This is a genomic window from Halomonas saccharevitans, from assembly GCF_900116405.1.
Classification (GTDB): Bacteria; Pseudomonadota; Gammaproteobacteria; order Pseudomonadales; family Halomonadaceae; genus Halomonas; species Halomonas saccharevitans.
The window spans coordinates 1-14801 of the sequence record NZ_FPAQ01000057.1; the positions used below are offsets into that span (position 1 = coordinate 1).

Genomic DNA, 14801 nt, shown 5'->3' on the forward strand with positions numbered 1-14801 from the left:
TCACTCGGGCCGGTGAGCGAAAGCCCAGCGGGAACCATGCATTTGACCAAGAGTGCCAGGCCGATGGTATCGAACATCGTCTGATCAAGCCGGGAAGGCCGCAGACGAACGGCATGGTGGAGCGCTTCAATGGCCGCATCAGCGATGTGCTAGCGACAAGGCGCTATACCTCAGGAGAAGATCTGGAGCAGACGCTGAAACGCTATACGTGGCTATACAATCACCACATTCCCCAGAAGGCGCTGCACCATCAATCACCGATTGCGGTGATGAAGGAATGGCAGGCCAAGCGACCTGAGTTATTTACCAAGCGGGTGGTCAATCACACGGGACCCGACATGTAGATAGCAAAAAAATATTCAGAGCTTAAGCAAGCGGCTTAGCGTTCAGGTCTGTCAAGGAACCAAAAACTATTCAGACCCAAGCCACTCTCGCAACTTCTTAACAGCCATCTTTTGCTTTTCGCTCACTTCATTACTGCTCTCTTTAAGCTCATCAGCGCTTGATTTGATGATAGACCTCATAAATGAGTCATTATGCAAAGCAGACTGAACACTGGCCTGTTTAAGCCATTCTAGCAATGGGTGTATACTTTGATGATATGAATCATTCTTCCTCTCAAGCTCATCAACATACTCTTCTACACGGCCTTTTCTTTCTCTTTCATAACTTTTGTCTATTGCGCTCACTTCCGCAAGAAACTCATCTACTTTATCTGAATGACTAGTTATCTCATTCCCTTTCTCTCTTGACTCTTTAAGAAGCTGCTCTATCCAATCCCCGAGATAGCGCCCAAGATGTTCATCTTGTAAACGCTCAAGTATTTCCTCCTTTGGTATTTCATGTATTACAATATCTCTTTCAAGACATGCTAGTCGATTGAGGTGCTCATCGTCCTTCCCCCTTCGGAAAAGCAAAAAAACACCAAACATTATTAAAGAAAAGTCGAACGCTGCAATGAGGACGCTTGATGAAACACTAGAGCTATGTAGCCCCGCAACAACATTTACTGAATTCCCTAAAAGCAACTCTATAAAAACTGCACTCATTAAGAAATGAGTTATTTTATTAATCCTCGAAGTAGCAGGCAATATTTCGCTTGCTGGAGGAAACTTGCTCTTCCTGTTAACCCCACCTTCAATGAACCCATAAAGCAAAAATACAAAAAAGAAAATTGCCACAGACCAAAAGTTTATTGAACTCTGAATTCCAAACAAAAGATTATGGGCCGAAGCACTATTAACCTGATACACAGAGTACAACGGTAGCCCCAGAAAAAAAAGTAAGAAAAAAATTGCTGGGAGGTCACCACCGCCTTTACGAAAAACTCTATAGTCCAGCTTGCTTTTTCCTTTAGAAGTCCCCCCTGACGCCACAAGCAAGGATATAGACAGCAAAATCAAATACATCTGACTAAATGAAAGATAAAATCCCAGCCTACTTGACACTCCAAATGAAAGCTCTGAAAAAGTCTCCAGCAAATGCCAAGCCACATATATAAGCCCAGCAAGGATAGCCCAATAAGTCATTCCAGCCTTAGAGGCTTTGTTACTTTGCCTTTCATACAAAGTACGCACATAAGCAAGAAGCTCCTTTTCTCTATCGTCCACACCCAGCCTCATTTTCGAAATTAATTAAAAATCCGCACTCACAAAAACCTTCTCTATAACGCCTCTCTGCCATAAGGAGCGCCGAGAACCAGATAAACTATACACATCATACTTTGCTGCAATAAAGTTCTTTAAAAAAACCAGAAGGAAGGCATTTTTTGAAAATAGCAAGCAGCCCTCTTCACCCAACTTCTATGCAGCCAGGTTCGGTAAGAGTTGGTGTGAAATACCTGAATAAAGTAGGTAATACCTGTATCTGTGCGAGAACCATTGTCCGCCCGCCCGAACTATTATTCGACAAACTCAGATTTCAGATGCAAGCACGCTACCGCCACGACAGGCCCGTGAGGTGCCGCCTTCCTAGCCGCTGGGGGAGAAAAGCGTCGCATTGAGACGACAGCACACATCCACGCGGAAACACCTAGTAACAGGAAGGCTACCAAATATTCCTTTGGGGTGCGTGAACGGATGCTAATGCAAAGGTCGTAGAGGGGTGATGCTTTGAGTCGGTGATGGTCGCCGAGGAAGGCGGCGGCTCTAGCCCCGGCGGCCGCTGAGCAGGTGCGCTGAGACCTCAAACACCGCGCGGCCGTGGGGATCGATGACGTCGCCAAGCTCGACCTGGGCCTGGCTGAGCACGTGCTGGATGGTGGCCTCGTCGAGGTGCACGCCCATCACCGGCAGCCAGCCGCGCAGGTCCGCCTCGAGCAGGGAGGTGATGCTGGGGAAGTCGGCGATGCCCTGGCGGGTGGTCACCGCGACGTCCTCGAAGCCGGCCTCGCGGGCCATGGCCGAAAGCGCCGTGGCGTCGCCGAGCACGAAGGGGGCGCGCAGTGCCTCCGCGGCGGCGGGGCCCGCGATGCGCTCCAGCAGGGCGACCTCGCGGGCGTAGGCGGGGTTGCCCTCCAGGCCGTCGAATACCGCCACGGCCAGCCGCCCCGCCGGCACCAGCACGCGGTGCATCTCGCCAAGCGCCGCCGGCTGGTCGATGAAGAACATCAGCCCGAACTGGCACAGCACGGCGTCGAACGCCTCGGCCTCGAAGGGAAGCTGCTGGGCGTCGCCCTGGCGCCAGAGGATCTCCGTATCAAGCTCGCGGGCCACCTCGAGCATGCCGCCCATGGCGTCCAGGCCGACCACCAGCCCGCAGGGGGCGACGCGGGGCTGCGCCTCGCGGGCGAGGATCCCCGTGCCGCAGGCCACGTCCAGCACGCGATCGCCGGTCGCGACCCGCGCCAGGTCGAGCAGCGGCGTGGCCCACTGCCGAAACAGCGAGGGCACGAAGAGCGCCTCATAGGCGCGGGCCGCCTCGATCTCCTGAGCCATCGGTGTGTCGTTCATCACCCGCCCTCCCCTATCTCCCCCTCCCCGTTGGGAAAGGGGGCAGGCGGGCCGCGGGCGTCGATGGGAACCGGCGGACGTCACGCTGCCCGCCCACATTCCGAGTATAGCCCGGCCCCGAGGAAGGAAACGTGGGCGGGGCCGAGCGGCTTACTGCCGAGTTACTGCCGACTCACCGCGGGCTCGGCGCCAGGGCATCGCCGACGGCGAGCGAGCGCCCGTCGCCGGACAGCAGGATGGCGTTCTGGCCGAAGTAGCCGCCCGGGGCGAGGCGGGTGTTCATCTCCACCAGGGTGCGCAGCGGCTCGCCGGGCACGGCGATCTCGCCGGTCGCCTGGTCGACGGTGGTGATCTTGCAGCGCTGGCAGTGCTTGCGCAGGCCGAGGCGCACCGCGCCCTCGTGCAGGGCGAGCTCGCCCCAGCCGTCTTCGGCGAAGGGCTCGGCGGCGTCCACCACGATGCTGGGCCGGAAGCGTTCCATGGGCACGGGCGCAAGGCCCTTGGCCGCGAGGCGGCGGTTGACCTCGTCAAGCGACCCTTCGGTGACCACCAGGAAGGGATAGCCGTCGGCGAAGGCGGTATGGGCTCGCTCGTCGGGGGCCAGGTAGTGGGCCTCGACGTCGCGACGCTGGTCCGGGGCGAAGCGCACCAGGCGCAGGCCGCTGCCCTTGACGTCGCCGAGCACGGCGCCGAGCCAGGCGGCGGCCTCAGCGCCCTCGTCCAGCGCCTGGCACTGGTCGTCCCAGACGTGCACCGGCAGGCGCGGCTGGTCCGCGCGGTCGAGCGGAATGGCGAGCGGCGCGGCGTCGGGATGCTCGAGCACCAGCGCCTCGTCGGTCAGGCGCACGCCGATCTGGGCCATACCGGGGATCTGGCGCTGGGTGACGAAGCGGCCGATGTCGTCGACCACCATCCACTGCCGATCATGGGCCAGGCCGCGCTCGGTCAGCTTGGCGCGCTCGAGGGGAATGCCGCGCAGCGACTTCACCGGGTAGATATTGAGCTGGGTGATCTTCACGGGTCGTGCCTCTCGCCGATGGGGCCCCTATCGTGCCGTGCCGGGGCGGCCGGGCAAAGGGGCTCGCGGCGCGGGTGCGTCAACGGGCGGGTCGGCGTGGGGCGACGAGGCGAGTTCGACGTGCCCCCGAGGAAGCGGCCTCAGAGGCGCTGGGTCTCGATCACGTAGCCGATGATCGGGTAGCCGGCCTTCTTGGCGGCCTTCTCGGCCTCGAGCTGGGCCTCGATCTTGGAGATGCTGGTGGAGGCGTGCTCGAACACGGTATCCATCTCCAGCGGCTTGGTGCGCACCGCCAGCTTGACCAGGTGGCCGGTCTTCGGCGCGCCGGCGGCCTTGCTGCGAGGCGCCTTGGGTGCCGCCGCGGCGGCAGGCGCCGACTTGGCATCGCGGCCCTTCACCGTGCCCTGCTTGGGGCTCATGAAGTCCTCGATCTGGCGACGCATCACCTGTTCGAATTCGCTCAGTTCTGTTTCCATCGTTGCTCCGTAGGCCGCGCGCATGCGGCAGGTTGATTCATCGGGGCGGCGTCACCCCAGCGATACGTCCAGCATCATCATGATCGTGAAGCCGGCCATGGTGGCCATGGTCACCAGGTCGATATTTTCATATTGACGCTGAGATTCCGGAATCAACTCCTCGACCACGACAAAAATCATCGCCCCGGCGGCGAAACAGAGCGCGTAGGGCAGAATGCTCTGCATGTTCAAGACGAACAGCGCGCCGATGACGGCGCCGATCGGCTCGACGGCGCCGGAGGCCTGCCCCATGAAGAAGCTCTTGCGCTTGCTCATGCCCTCGCGCCTCAGCGGCATGGCCACGGCCGTGCCCTCGGGAAAGTTCTGGATGCCGATGCCGATCGCCAGTGCCAGGGCGCCGCCCAGGGTAGCCGAGGGAAGATCGGCGGCCACCGCGCCGAACGCCACCCCCACGGCCAGCCCCTCGGGGATGTTGTGCAGGGTGATCGCCAGCACCAGCAGCGTGCTGCGCTGCCAGGTCGTCTTGATGCCCTCGCTCTTGTCCATGCCGAGGCCGGGATGCAGGTGCGGCAGGATCCGGTCGGCCAGCCGCATGAAGATCCCGCCGCTCATGAAGCCAATGACGGCGGTCAGCCAGGCGACCTGCCCCAGCTGCTCTGCCATGTCGATTCCCGGGGCCAGCAGCGACCAGAAGCTGGCGGCAATCATCACGCCGGCGGCGAAGCCAAGCATGCAGTCCATGAACCGGGGATTGACGGTGCGGGTGAAGAATACCAGGGCGGCACCGGCCGCCGTGACGCCCCAGGTGAAGAGGGTGGCGAGAAGCGCTTGCCAGACCGGATCCAGTTCTACCAGATAATCGACCACGTGTGACACACCGTTCGCTACGAGAAAGTTCGACCCCTTGTCGATGCGCGCGCCGCCCGAGCCCCCTGGGGGGCTCTCGGGCGGCATCGTTTCGACTCGGCGTCTCTGCCGACAAGTGGCCCTGCGAAGGGGGGCATGGTACCCCCCTGCCGCGGGGCTGAACACCGCCGACGAGGCGCGAACGTCAGCGATCGCCCCTCGAGGCTCAGGACACCTCGAGGGCGATCTTGAGCACGCCGTCGCGCTGGTGAGAGAAGAGGTCGTAGGCGTCGACGATCTGCTCCAGCGGGTAGCGATGGGTGACCATGGGGCCGAGATCCAGGCGGCCGCTGTCGATGATCTGCATCAGCCGGCGCATGCGCTCCTTGCCGCCGGGGCAGAGCGAGGTGACGATCCGGTGGTCGCCCAGGCCCGCGCTGAAGGCGTCCAGGGGAAGAGTCAGGTCCTCGGAGTAGACGCCCAGGCTCGACAGGGTGCCGCCGGGCTTGAGCACCCGCAGGGCGGACTCGAAGGTCTGCTGCAGGCCCAGCGCCTCGATGGAGGCATCCACGCCGCGCCCGCCGGTAAGCTTGAGGACCTCGGAGACCACGTCGACCTTGCGGTAGTCGATGACCACGTCGGCGCCCATCTTGCGGGCCATCTCGAGGCGCTCGTCGACCCCGTCCACGGCGATGATCAGTCCGGCGCCGCGCAGCCGGGCGCCGGCGGTGGTGCACAGGCCGATGGGCCCCTGGGCGAAGACCACCACGCTGTCGCCGATCTTGATGTTGGCGGATTCCGCCCCGGCGAAGCCGGTGGACATGATGTCCGGGCACATCAGTACCTGGTCGTCGGTGAGGCCGTCGGGCACCGGCGAGAGGTTGGCCTGGGCATCCGGCACGCGCAGGTACTCGGCCTGGGCGCCATCGATGGTGTTGCCGAAGCGCCAGCCGCCCATGGGCTTGTAGCCATGGCCGCGATGGCCGCCGTCCTGGGCGCTGCAGCCGTCCTGGCAGGCGTAGGAGGTGAAGCTGGGGCAGATCGCCCCGGCGATCACCCGCTGGCCCTCGGCATAGCCTTGGACATTGGCACCGAGCTTCTCGATCACCCCCACCGGCTCGTGGCCGATGGTCAGGCCCCGCTCCACCGGGTACTCGCCCTTGAGGATGTGCACGTCGGTGCCGCAGATGGTGGTGGTGGTCACCCGGATCACGGCATCGTTGGGGCCGATCTCCGGCAGCGGCTTGTCGTCGATCTCGATGCGGCCGGGTTCGACGAAGACGGCGGCTTTCATCATGGTGGGCATGAAGGGCTCCTGGCATGCATTAGAATACAAGCGGTTAAGCTATAGCAGCCACACGCCGCTCTTGCCCTTGATGCACGTCAAGGAAGCATCGACGCGTCTACCGTGTTACCACCTGATCTCTGCCAACCTCAAGGACGTCGAATGTCAGCGGCCGATACCCTGCGCCTGATCCTGCTTTCCACCCTGTGGGGCATGTCGTTCATCTTCATGCGCGTGGCGGTGCCCGAGTTCGGCCCCGTGCCGCTGATCCTGCTGCGCATGGGCGTCGGGGCGCTGCTGCTGGTGCCGCTGCTGCTGAGCGCCCGCTACCTGCGCCTGGTGTGGGACCACGCGGGCCGGCTGCTGCTGCTCGGCCTGATCAACCACGTGCTGCCCTTCTCGCTGCTGGCACTCGCCACCACCCGGCTGGAGGCGGGCTTCACCTCGCTGATCAATGCCACCACGCCGATCTTCACCGCGCTGATCGGGGCACTGTTCTTCGCCACCCCGATTCAGCGCCAGCAGTACCTGGGGCTCGCCCTGGCGCTGTTCGGCGTCTATGTGCTCTCGGCGGACCGGCTGGACTTCGCGCTGGGCGGCGATGGCTGGTTCATCCTCGCCGTGCTGGGCGCCACCTTCTGCTACGGCGTGGCCGGCAACTACGCCAGGAGCCACCTCGCCCACCTGCCGGTGCGGGTGCTGGCGGCCGGCAGCACCAGCGCCTCGGCGTTGATCCTGCTGGTGCCGGGGCTGCTGCTGTGGCCGGCGGAACCGATCAGCGGCCTGGCCTGGGGCAATGGCCTGGCGCTCGCGGTGCTCAGCACCGCGCTGGCCTTCCTGCTCTACTTCGGCCTGATTGCCAGTGCGGGGGCCACCGCGACCTCCACCGTCACCTTCCTGGTGCCGGTCAGCGCCCTGCTATGGGGCTACCTGCTGCTCGACGAGGGGCTCAGCCTGCAGATCCTCGCCGGCATGGCGATCACCCTGGCGGGCACCGCCATCGCCACGCGGATGATCCGGCTGCGCCGCCGGGCGATAGCATAGACTGACCGGGAACAGACCCAGCGGACAGGAGACGCCATGGCCACCGTCGAGATCCGTTTCCACGATCGGCTGAACGACCTGCTGCCGCCGGCTCGGCGCGGCCGAACGCTCACCCCTGGCGTGACGCGGCGGGCCGCGATCAAGGATGTGATCGAGTCGCTGGGCGTGCCCCATACCGAGGTCGACGTCATCCTGGTCGATGGCGCCTCGGTGGGCTTCGAACAGGTCCTTTCCGGCGGAGAGCGGGTCGAGGTCTACCCCTGGCCCCGCGCTCCGCGAGCGGCCCGCCACCTGCGCCCGACGCCGCCGGCCTGCCCGCGCTTCGTGCTGGATGCCCACCTCGGCCGGCTCGCCCGCTACCTGCGCCTGCTCGGCTTCGACTGCCACTACCGCCCCGACATCGCCGATGCCGAATTGGCCGCCATCGCCGAGGAAGAGACCCGCGTGGCGCTGACCCGCGACCGCCCACTGCTCAAGCGCAAGCGGATCCGTCTCGCCCACTGGGTACGTCACACCGATCCCTGGCGTCAGGTTGAGGAGGTGTGCGACGAGTTCGACCTCGTCCCGGCCCTTGCCCCCTTCACCCGCTGCGCGCGTTGCAACGGTCGGCTGGCCAGCGTCGACAAGGCGTCGGTGATCCATCGGCTGGAGCCGCTGACGCGGCGCCATGTGGAGACGTTTCTCGAGTGCGAGGCTTGCGGCCGGCTCTACTGGCACGGCAGCCATGTCTCGCGGATGGAAGCACGGGTGGAGCACCTGAGGCGACGAGACCTCAGGGAGAGGGCGAGGGAGAGGGAGAAGGAGAATTGACCGACTCGCCCGCCGACTCTTGCACCGGCTCGCCTACCGACTCTCTTAACGGCTCCCCTAACGACTCTCTTACCGATTCCCTCACGACCAGGCAGGGATCGAGCCGCAGCACCGGCTCCAGGGGCCTTCCGTGCTCCAGGCGTTCGATCAGCTGGGCGCTGGCCATCGCGCCCAGCTCGTAGACCGGCTGGTGCACGGTGGTCAGGGCCGGAGTGAGATAGCGCCCCAGCTCGATGTCGTCGTAGCCCACCACCGACAGGTCACCCGGCAGCGAGAGCCCATGCTCGCGGGCCGCCCGCATGGCGCCGATGGCCACCAGGTCGTTGAAGGCGAACAGCGCCTGGGGAGGCGACGATCCCGCGAGCAGCCGTCGCATGGCGTCATGGCCACCGTCGGCCATCAGGTTGGTGGCGACGATGCGCGATGCCGGCGGGCGAAGCCCCGCCGCCTCCAACGCCGCCAGGGCGCCGGCCAGGCGCTCGCGTGAACGCGGGTGCGAGGCCGGGCCGGTCAGCAGCGCGATGTCGGTCAGGCCGCGCGAAAGAAGATGCTCGATGGCGAGCCTCGCGCCCAGGCGCGAGTCGTCGTTGACCACGGCGATGTCCTCGCCGCTGGTCGGATCGGCATCCATCAGCACGGTGGGCAGCGGCTGGCGCGCCAGCGCCGCCAGGAAATCGGGCCCGCTATGGGCGGTCATCACGATCAGGCCGTCGACGCGCTTGTCGCGCAGGGCCTGCAGGTAGGAGAGCTGCCGGGCGTCGGCATCGCCGGTGTTGCACAGCATCAGGCTGTAGCCGTGGGCGAAGCAGTGATCCTCGACGCCGCGAATGATCTCGGCGAAGAAAGGGTTGTTGGCGGCCGTCACGATCATGCCGATGGTGCGGCTGCGGTTCGACTTCAGGGCCCGGGCGATGCTGTCGGGCCGATAGCCGAGTTCGGCGATGGCGCGCTGCACCCGCACCTGGGTGGCGGGGGCAACGCGCCGCGTACCGTTGACCACATGCGATACCGTGGTCACCGATACGCCCGACTGCCGGGCGACGTCCTTGAGACGAATCATGGCTTGGCCGCCGTTACGCCTGGGTCACCCGTGTTATTCCTCAGCCACCAGCTGAAGCGGCACCGGAATGTTGGCGTCCACTTCCTGGCCGTTGAGCAGGCGATCGGCGGCGATCACGCCGAACTCGCCGATGCGCGACGGCTGCTGGGCGATGGTGGCGCTCATCTTGCCGTCGTTGACCGCCTGGATGCCGTCGTCGGTGCCGTCGAAGCCGACCAGCACGACGTCGTCGAGACCACCCGCCTGCAGCGCACGCTGGGCGCCGAGGGCCATCTCGTCGTTCTGGGCGAACACCGCGTCGATGCCCTGGTGCGCCTGGAGCAGGTTCTCCATGACGTTGAGGCCTTCGCTGCGATTGAAGTTGGCCGGCTGGGTGGCCACCAGCTCGATGCCGTCCATCATCCCGATGGCGTTCATGAAGCCTTCGCCGCGGTTGCGCGTCGCCGAGGCACCGGGCACGCCCTCGAGCTGCACGACCTGTCCTTCACCGCCGAGCTGCTCGATGATGAACTCGCCGGCCAGCTCGCCGCCTGCCACGTTGTCGGAGGCGATGTGCGAGACCACGTTGCCGCCGTTGGCGCTGCGATCCAGGGTGATGACCGGCACGTTGCGGGCATTGGCGGTGCGCACCCCGGAGACCACGGCATCGGAGTCGGTGGGGTTGATCAGCAGCACATCGATGTCGCGCGACAGGGCGTCCTCGACGTTGGAGAGCTCACGCGCGGCGTCGTTGCTCGAGTCGAGCACAATCAGCTCGTGGCCAAGCTCCTCGGCCTGGGCCTGGGCGCCCTCCTGCAGGGTCACGAAGAAGGGGTTGTTGAGCGTCGAGATCACCAGGGCGATACGGTCGGCCATGGCGTTCTGGGCGGTTCCCAGACCCACGGTGGCGGCGACGGCGGTGGCCAGAATCAGCTTTTTCATGTGGCAAGGCTCCTGAGGTCTTGTTGTCGGATGTCCGGACTCGGCGCGAATCAGGACGAGGACTGCGAGCGGCTGTCGATCAATACCGCCAGCAGGATGACCGCACCCTTGGCGATCATCTGGAAGTAGGACGAGACGCCGAGGATGTTCAGGGCGTTGTTGAGCACCCCGATCACCAGCGCCCCGACCAACGTGCCGAAGATGCGCCCGCGACCGCCCATCAGGCTGGTGCCGCCGATGACCACGGCGGCGATGGCGTCGAGCTCATAGGTCATGCCGGCGGTGGGCTGGGCCGAGCCCAGGCGCGCGGTCAGCACCACGCCGGCCAGGGCGGCGCAGGCCCCGGCGATGGCGTAGACGCTGACCTTGATGCGGTTGACGTTGATGCCCGACAGCCGCGCGACCTGCTCGTTGCCGCCCACGGCGTAGACGTGGCGGCCGAAGCGGGTGTGGTGCAGCACGGCCCAGCAGAGCACGAAGACGAAGAACATCAGGTAGATGGGAATGGGGATGCCCATCCAGTAGCCGCCGCCGAGCTGCCAGAAGGCATCGGCGACGTCGCCGCCACCGATCGAGATCGGCCGGCCGTCGGTGTAGACCAGGGTGGCCCCGCGCACCACGGTCATGGCGACCAGGGTGACCACGAAGGCCTGGATCCGGCCGAAGGCCACGAACAGGCCGGAGACCATGCCCATCGCCGCGCCGGCGGCGATGGAGCCGGGTACGCTGATCCAGGGGGCCAGCCCCGAGGCGGTCATCGAGGCGGCGAAGGCACCGCTCAAGGCCAGCACGGCGCCTACCGAGAGGTCGATGCCGGCGGTCAGGATCACGAAGGTCACGCCCATCGCGATGATGGCGTTGATGCTGGTCTGGCGCAGGACGTTGAGCAGGTTGTCCCCGGTCAGGAAGTTGTCGCTCATGGCGGCACTGACCACGACCAGCAGCACGAGGGCCAGGAAGGCCTTGTTATCGATCAACAGGCGCACCGCCGATCGCTTCATGGGAGTAGCAGTCATGGTCTCTCAAGTCTCCATCGACGTGGCGACATGTGCCGCCGCGGTCATGATCTTTTCCTGGGTGGCCTCATCGCGGTCGAACTCACCGCTGATGTGCCCGTTGGCCAGCACGAGGATGCGATCGGACAGGCCGATCAGTTCCGGCATCTCCGAGGAGATCAGCAGGACGCACTTGCCCTCGCGCTTGAGTCGGTTGATCAACAGATAGATCTCACGCTTGGCGCCGACATCGACCCCGCGCGTGGGCTCATCGAGGATCACGATCTCGGGCTCGGGCATCAGCGCCTTGGCCAGCGAGACCTTCTGCTGGTTGCCGCCGGAGAGGGTCTTCACGGGCTGGCCAGCGTCGCTCAGCTTGATGCGAAAGGCCTCGATGTAGTGGTCGATGGCGCTGGTCTCGCGGCCGTGGCGGATGACGCCCAGCGGGCCGCAGAAGGCCGGCAGCGCGGTCAGCGACATGTTGTCGGCCACCGAGTGCTCGAGCACCAGGCCCGACTGCTTGCGATCCTCGGGCACATAGACCAGGCCGGCCTTCAGGCCCTGCTGGGGCGAGGTGAAGCGCACCTCGCGCCCCTTGACCTTGACCCGGCCGGCGCGGCGCGCCACGTCGCCGCAAAGCGCACGACACATCTCGGTGCGCCCGGCGCCCATCAGGCCGCCGAAGCCCAGCACCTCGCCGGCGCGGGCCGTGAACGAGACGTCCTCGACGCCCGGCGCCACCAGGTGCTCGACCTCGAGCACCACGTCGCCGGCCTGGGGCGGCTCGTAGGGATAGCGGTCGGCGAGCTCCCGGCCGACCATCTGCTGGATCAGCCGATCCTCGTTGGACTCTGCCGTAGGGCCCTGATGCACCAGGCGGCCGTCGCGCAGCACGGCGACGTCGTCGCACATGCGAAATATCTCGGCCAGCCGGTGGGTGATCAGCACCAGCGACTTGCCGGCGGCGCGCAGGGTAGCGACCACCCGCTCGAGCACCGCGGTCTCGATGTCGGTCAGCGCATCGGTGGGCTCGTCCATGACGATGATCTCGGCATCCAGCGACAGCGCCCGGGCGATCTCGACCATCTGCTGCTGGCCGATGCTCAGCTGCGACACCGGCGCGCGCGGATCGATGGGCTGCTCGAGCTCCTCGAGCAGGGCCGCCGCCTCGCGAAACAGGCGCCGCCAGTCGACGCTGCCCCAGGCGGTCAGCGGCTCACGGCCGAGGAAGATGTTCTCGCCGGCGGAGAGGGTCGGCACCAGGTTGAGCTCCTGGTGGATGATGGCGATGCCGGCATCCATGGCCTGGCGCGGGGTGGTGAAGCGCACCTCTTGGCCGTGCAGGCGAATCGCCCCGGCGTCGGCCTGGTGGACGCCGCTCAGCACCTTCATCAGGGTCGACTTGCCGGCCCCGTTCTCGCCGGCCAGCGCCAGCACGTGGCCGGCATACAGATCGAGGTCGACGTCCTGCAGCACGGTGACCGCGCCGAACGACTTACCGATGCCCTGCAGCGCCATGCGCGGCAGCGCGGCCTCGATCGCGTTATCCGAGGAGCTCAAAACGGCACCCCGCTGCGCAGCACGACGTTGGCGTAGGGCGTGCACTCGCCGGTGCGCACCACGAAGCGCGCCGCGGGCAGCAGGCGCTTAAAGGCCTCATGGGAGACCCGCTGGCGCTCAAGCGGGCGCTTGTCCCGGCCGTCCAGGGCATCGAGGCGTGCCGCGAGCCGATCATGCAGGTCGGGGTTGGCCTCGCCCAGCTCGCTGGCCAGGGTCACCCCTTCCAGGCAGAGCTCGTCGGCCAGCGCATCGAACACCTCGAGGAAACCGGGCAGGCCGGGACGCAGCGCCAGATCGACCCGGGGCACGCCCGGCGGAATCGGCAGCCCGGCATCGGCGATCACGAAGGTATCGGTATGGCCAAGCTCGGCGATGAGCCTGGCGAGGGGGGCATTGAGAAGGCCTTGGCGTTTCATGGCACATCCAGGCGATGTATCGCGATAATGAGCTTCAGCGTAGGACGCAAACGTTTGCGGTCGCGATTATCCATAAGTCTATGCCCAACGCAAGACGGCCGTGGCGATTGCGCCACGGCCGTCCGCTCGAGTGAGGCGTTACGTCAGAAGTTCGGCTTGCGCTTCTCGACGAAGGCGCTCATGCCCTCGCGCTGCTCCTCGCCGGCGAAGCACAGCGCGAACAGGCTGGTCTCAAGCGCCAGGGCGCTGTCCAGGTCCTGGTCCAGGCCGTCGTGCACCGCCTGCTTGGCGCCGCGCACGGCCTCGGGGCCGTTGCCGCCGAGCTGCTTGGTCAGCTCCTCGGCGTAGGCCTCGAGCTCGGCCTGGGGCATCACACGGTTAACCAGGCCGATGCGCAGCGCCTCATTGGCATCGATCTTGCGGCCGGTGGTCACCAGGTCGATGGCCATGGCCGGGCCGACGCGGCGCGGCAGGCGCTGAGTGCCACCGAAGCCGGGAATCACGCCGAGCAGCACCTCGGGCTGGCCGAAGATGGCGTTGTCGCTGGCCACCGCCCAGTCGCAGGCCAGGGCCAGCTCGCAGCCGCCGCCGAGGCAGAAGCCGTTGACCAGCGCGACCACCGGCACCGGCAGGGTCTCCAGGCGCTTGATGGTCTTCAGCGCCTGGCCGGCGAAGGCGCGGGCCTGCTCCGGGGTCTTGTCGCGCATCTCGGCGATGTCGGCACCGGCGACGAAGGACTTCTCGCCGGCCCCGGTGATCAGCACGGCGCGCAGGTCGTCGCGCTGCTCCAGGTCGTCCAGCACGCCGGCCAGCTCACTGATGACGGCGCTGTTGAGGGCGTTCAGCGCCTTGGGGCGGCTGACGGTCAGGCGGACGATGCCGGCGTTGTCGGCGACCTCGATCAGGGTCTCGCTCATGGAATGGCTCCTGGGATTGTTGTTGAGAGGGAAGGCGTGATTGGAAAGCAGACCGCCCAACCCTAGCGAACGCTTGGTTGGGCGGCAATCCCCTCTTTTGTCGGGGCTGGCCACCCGTGACTAAAGGGGCGCAGGGGACAGGCTGAAGAGCAGGTCCTGGTATGGATTGACCTGTCAAGGGCTCGGTTGTCTCTTCAGTGCATGCGGTTGTCCTCAATGCCTACGGGTCAGGAAGCGAGGGGCTATCAGCGACGGTGGATCTCTCTGGTATTCGTGGGTTGGGTACCGACCTGTCATCACTTCGTCGCGGAGCTACCCTGCTCTACGCTCGAGGGTCACCCTGCCCCGGAGGGCGGGAGCCTCATAGGACCGCCAGGGGTTCTCCTACCGGCCCGACGCTCCCTGACCCGCAGGCACTGGGACACTGCCGTCATGTCGTGGCCCGGCTGCCGTGTGGCTTGCCCATTGCCTCGCAGGCGAGGGCCCACAGGAAGCCGGCCAG

15 protein-coding genes are annotated in these 14801 nt (G+C 65.3%); 3 read left to right on the plus strand and 12 right to left on the minus strand.

All coding sequences use genetic code 11. From position 1 onward, the window contains the following. Window positions 1–344, plus strand: a 344-nt coding sequence (locus tag BM388_RS16540) for an integrase core domain-containing protein (RefSeq protein ID WP_139233977.1), incomplete at its 5' end; no start/stop codon positions are given. A 66-nt stretch (window positions 345–410) separates the two neighbouring features. Here the strand turns inward: BM388_RS16540 and BM388_RS17710 are convergent. The 6 genes from BM388_RS17710 to BM388_RS16565 form a co-directional block, all read right to left on the minus strand. Next, window positions 411–1610, minus strand: a complete 1200-nt coding sequence (locus BM388_RS17710) for a hypothetical protein (protein ID WP_139233978.1) — start codon at window positions 1608–1610, stop codon at window positions 411–413. 537 nt (window positions 1611–2147) lie between these two features. Beyond that, entirely contained in the window at window positions 2148–2951 is an 804-nt protein-coding gene (locus BM388_RS16545; protein ID WP_175535139.1) for a methyltransferase domain-containing protein, read from the minus strand. 172 nt (window positions 2952–3123) lie between these two features. Next, window positions 3124–3969 carry an MOSC domain-containing protein gene (locus BM388_RS16550; protein WP_089852203.1) on the minus strand — a complete coding sequence of 282 codons (846 nt, stop codon included), beginning with the start codon at window positions 3967–3969 and terminating at the stop codon, window positions 3124–3126. A 140-nt stretch (window positions 3970–4109) separates the two neighbouring features. Further along, entirely contained in the window at window positions 4110–4445 is a 336-nt protein-coding gene (locus BM388_RS16555; protein ID WP_089852205.1) for a hypothetical protein, read from the minus strand. Between the two features lie 51 nt (window positions 4446–4496). Further along, complete coding sequence (locus BM388_RS16560; protein WP_089852207.1) at window positions 4497–5312, minus strand: ZIP family metal transporter; 816 nt, start codon at window positions 5310–5312, stop codon at window positions 4497–4499. 205 nt (window positions 5313–5517) lie between these two features. Next, window positions 5518–6597 (minus strand): NAD(P)-dependent alcohol dehydrogenase, encoded by a 1080-nt coding sequence (locus tag BM388_RS16565; protein ID WP_089852209.1) that lies wholly within the window; start codon window positions 6595–6597, stop codon window positions 5518–5520. 141 nt (window positions 6598–6738) lie between these two features. On the opposite strand from BM388_RS16565, the gene BM388_RS16570 reads away from it, so the two are divergent. Next, the gene (locus BM388_RS16570; protein WP_089852212.1) at window positions 6739–7620 is read left to right on the plus strand and encodes a DMT family transporter; all 882 of its coding nucleotides are present in this window, start codon (window positions 6739–6741) and stop codon (window positions 7618–7620) included. 36 nt (window positions 7621–7656) lie between these two features. Then, window positions 7657–8430 carry a Mut7-C RNAse domain-containing protein gene (locus BM388_RS16575; RefSeq protein ID WP_089852214.1) on the plus strand — a complete coding sequence of 258 codons (774 nt, stop codon included), beginning with the start codon at window positions 7657–7659 and terminating at the stop codon, window positions 8428–8430. On the opposite strand, the gene BM388_RS16580 is transcribed toward BM388_RS16575, so the two are convergent. The 6 genes from BM388_RS16580 to BM388_RS16605 form a co-directional block, all read right to left on the minus strand. Then, window positions 8393–9490 carry a LacI family DNA-binding transcriptional regulator gene (locus BM388_RS16580; protein WP_089852216.1) on the minus strand — a complete coding sequence of 366 codons (1098 nt, stop codon included), beginning with the start codon at window positions 9488–9490 and terminating at the stop codon, window positions 8393–8395. The genes BM388_RS16575 and BM388_RS16580 overlap by 38 nt on opposite strands. Window positions 9491–9523: 33 nt before the next feature. After that, complete coding sequence (gene rbsB / locus BM388_RS16585; protein ID WP_089852218.1) at window positions 9524–10411, minus strand: ribose ABC transporter substrate-binding protein RbsB; 888 nt, start codon at window positions 10409–10411, stop codon at window positions 9524–9526. Window positions 10412–10461: 50 nt separating this feature from the next. Further along, the gene (rbsC, locus tag BM388_RS16590; protein WP_089852219.1) at window positions 10462–11427 is read right to left on the minus strand and encodes a ribose ABC transporter permease; all 966 of its coding nucleotides are present in this window, start codon (window positions 11425–11427) and stop codon (window positions 10462–10464) included. Between the two features lie 6 nt (window positions 11428–11433). After that, window positions 11434–12966: a sugar ABC transporter ATP-binding protein gene (locus BM388_RS16595; RefSeq protein WP_245781581.1), complete on the minus strand. Its 1533-nt coding sequence runs from the start codon at window positions 12964–12966 to the stop codon at window positions 11434–11436. Further along, window positions 12963–13382 carry a D-ribose pyranase gene (rbsD, locus tag BM388_RS16600; protein WP_089852221.1) on the minus strand — a complete coding sequence of 140 codons (420 nt, stop codon included), beginning with the start codon at window positions 13380–13382 and terminating at the stop codon, window positions 12963–12965. Before rbsD ends, BM388_RS16595 begins: the two co-directional genes overlap by 4 nt. A gap of 143 nt (window positions 13383–13525) precedes the next feature. Beyond that, window positions 13526–14299, minus strand: coding sequence for an enoyl-CoA hydratase-related protein (locus tag BM388_RS16605; RefSeq protein WP_089852223.1), 774 nt, complete (start codon window positions 14297–14299; stop codon window positions 13526–13528). Window positions 14300–14801 lie beyond the last annotated feature (502 nt).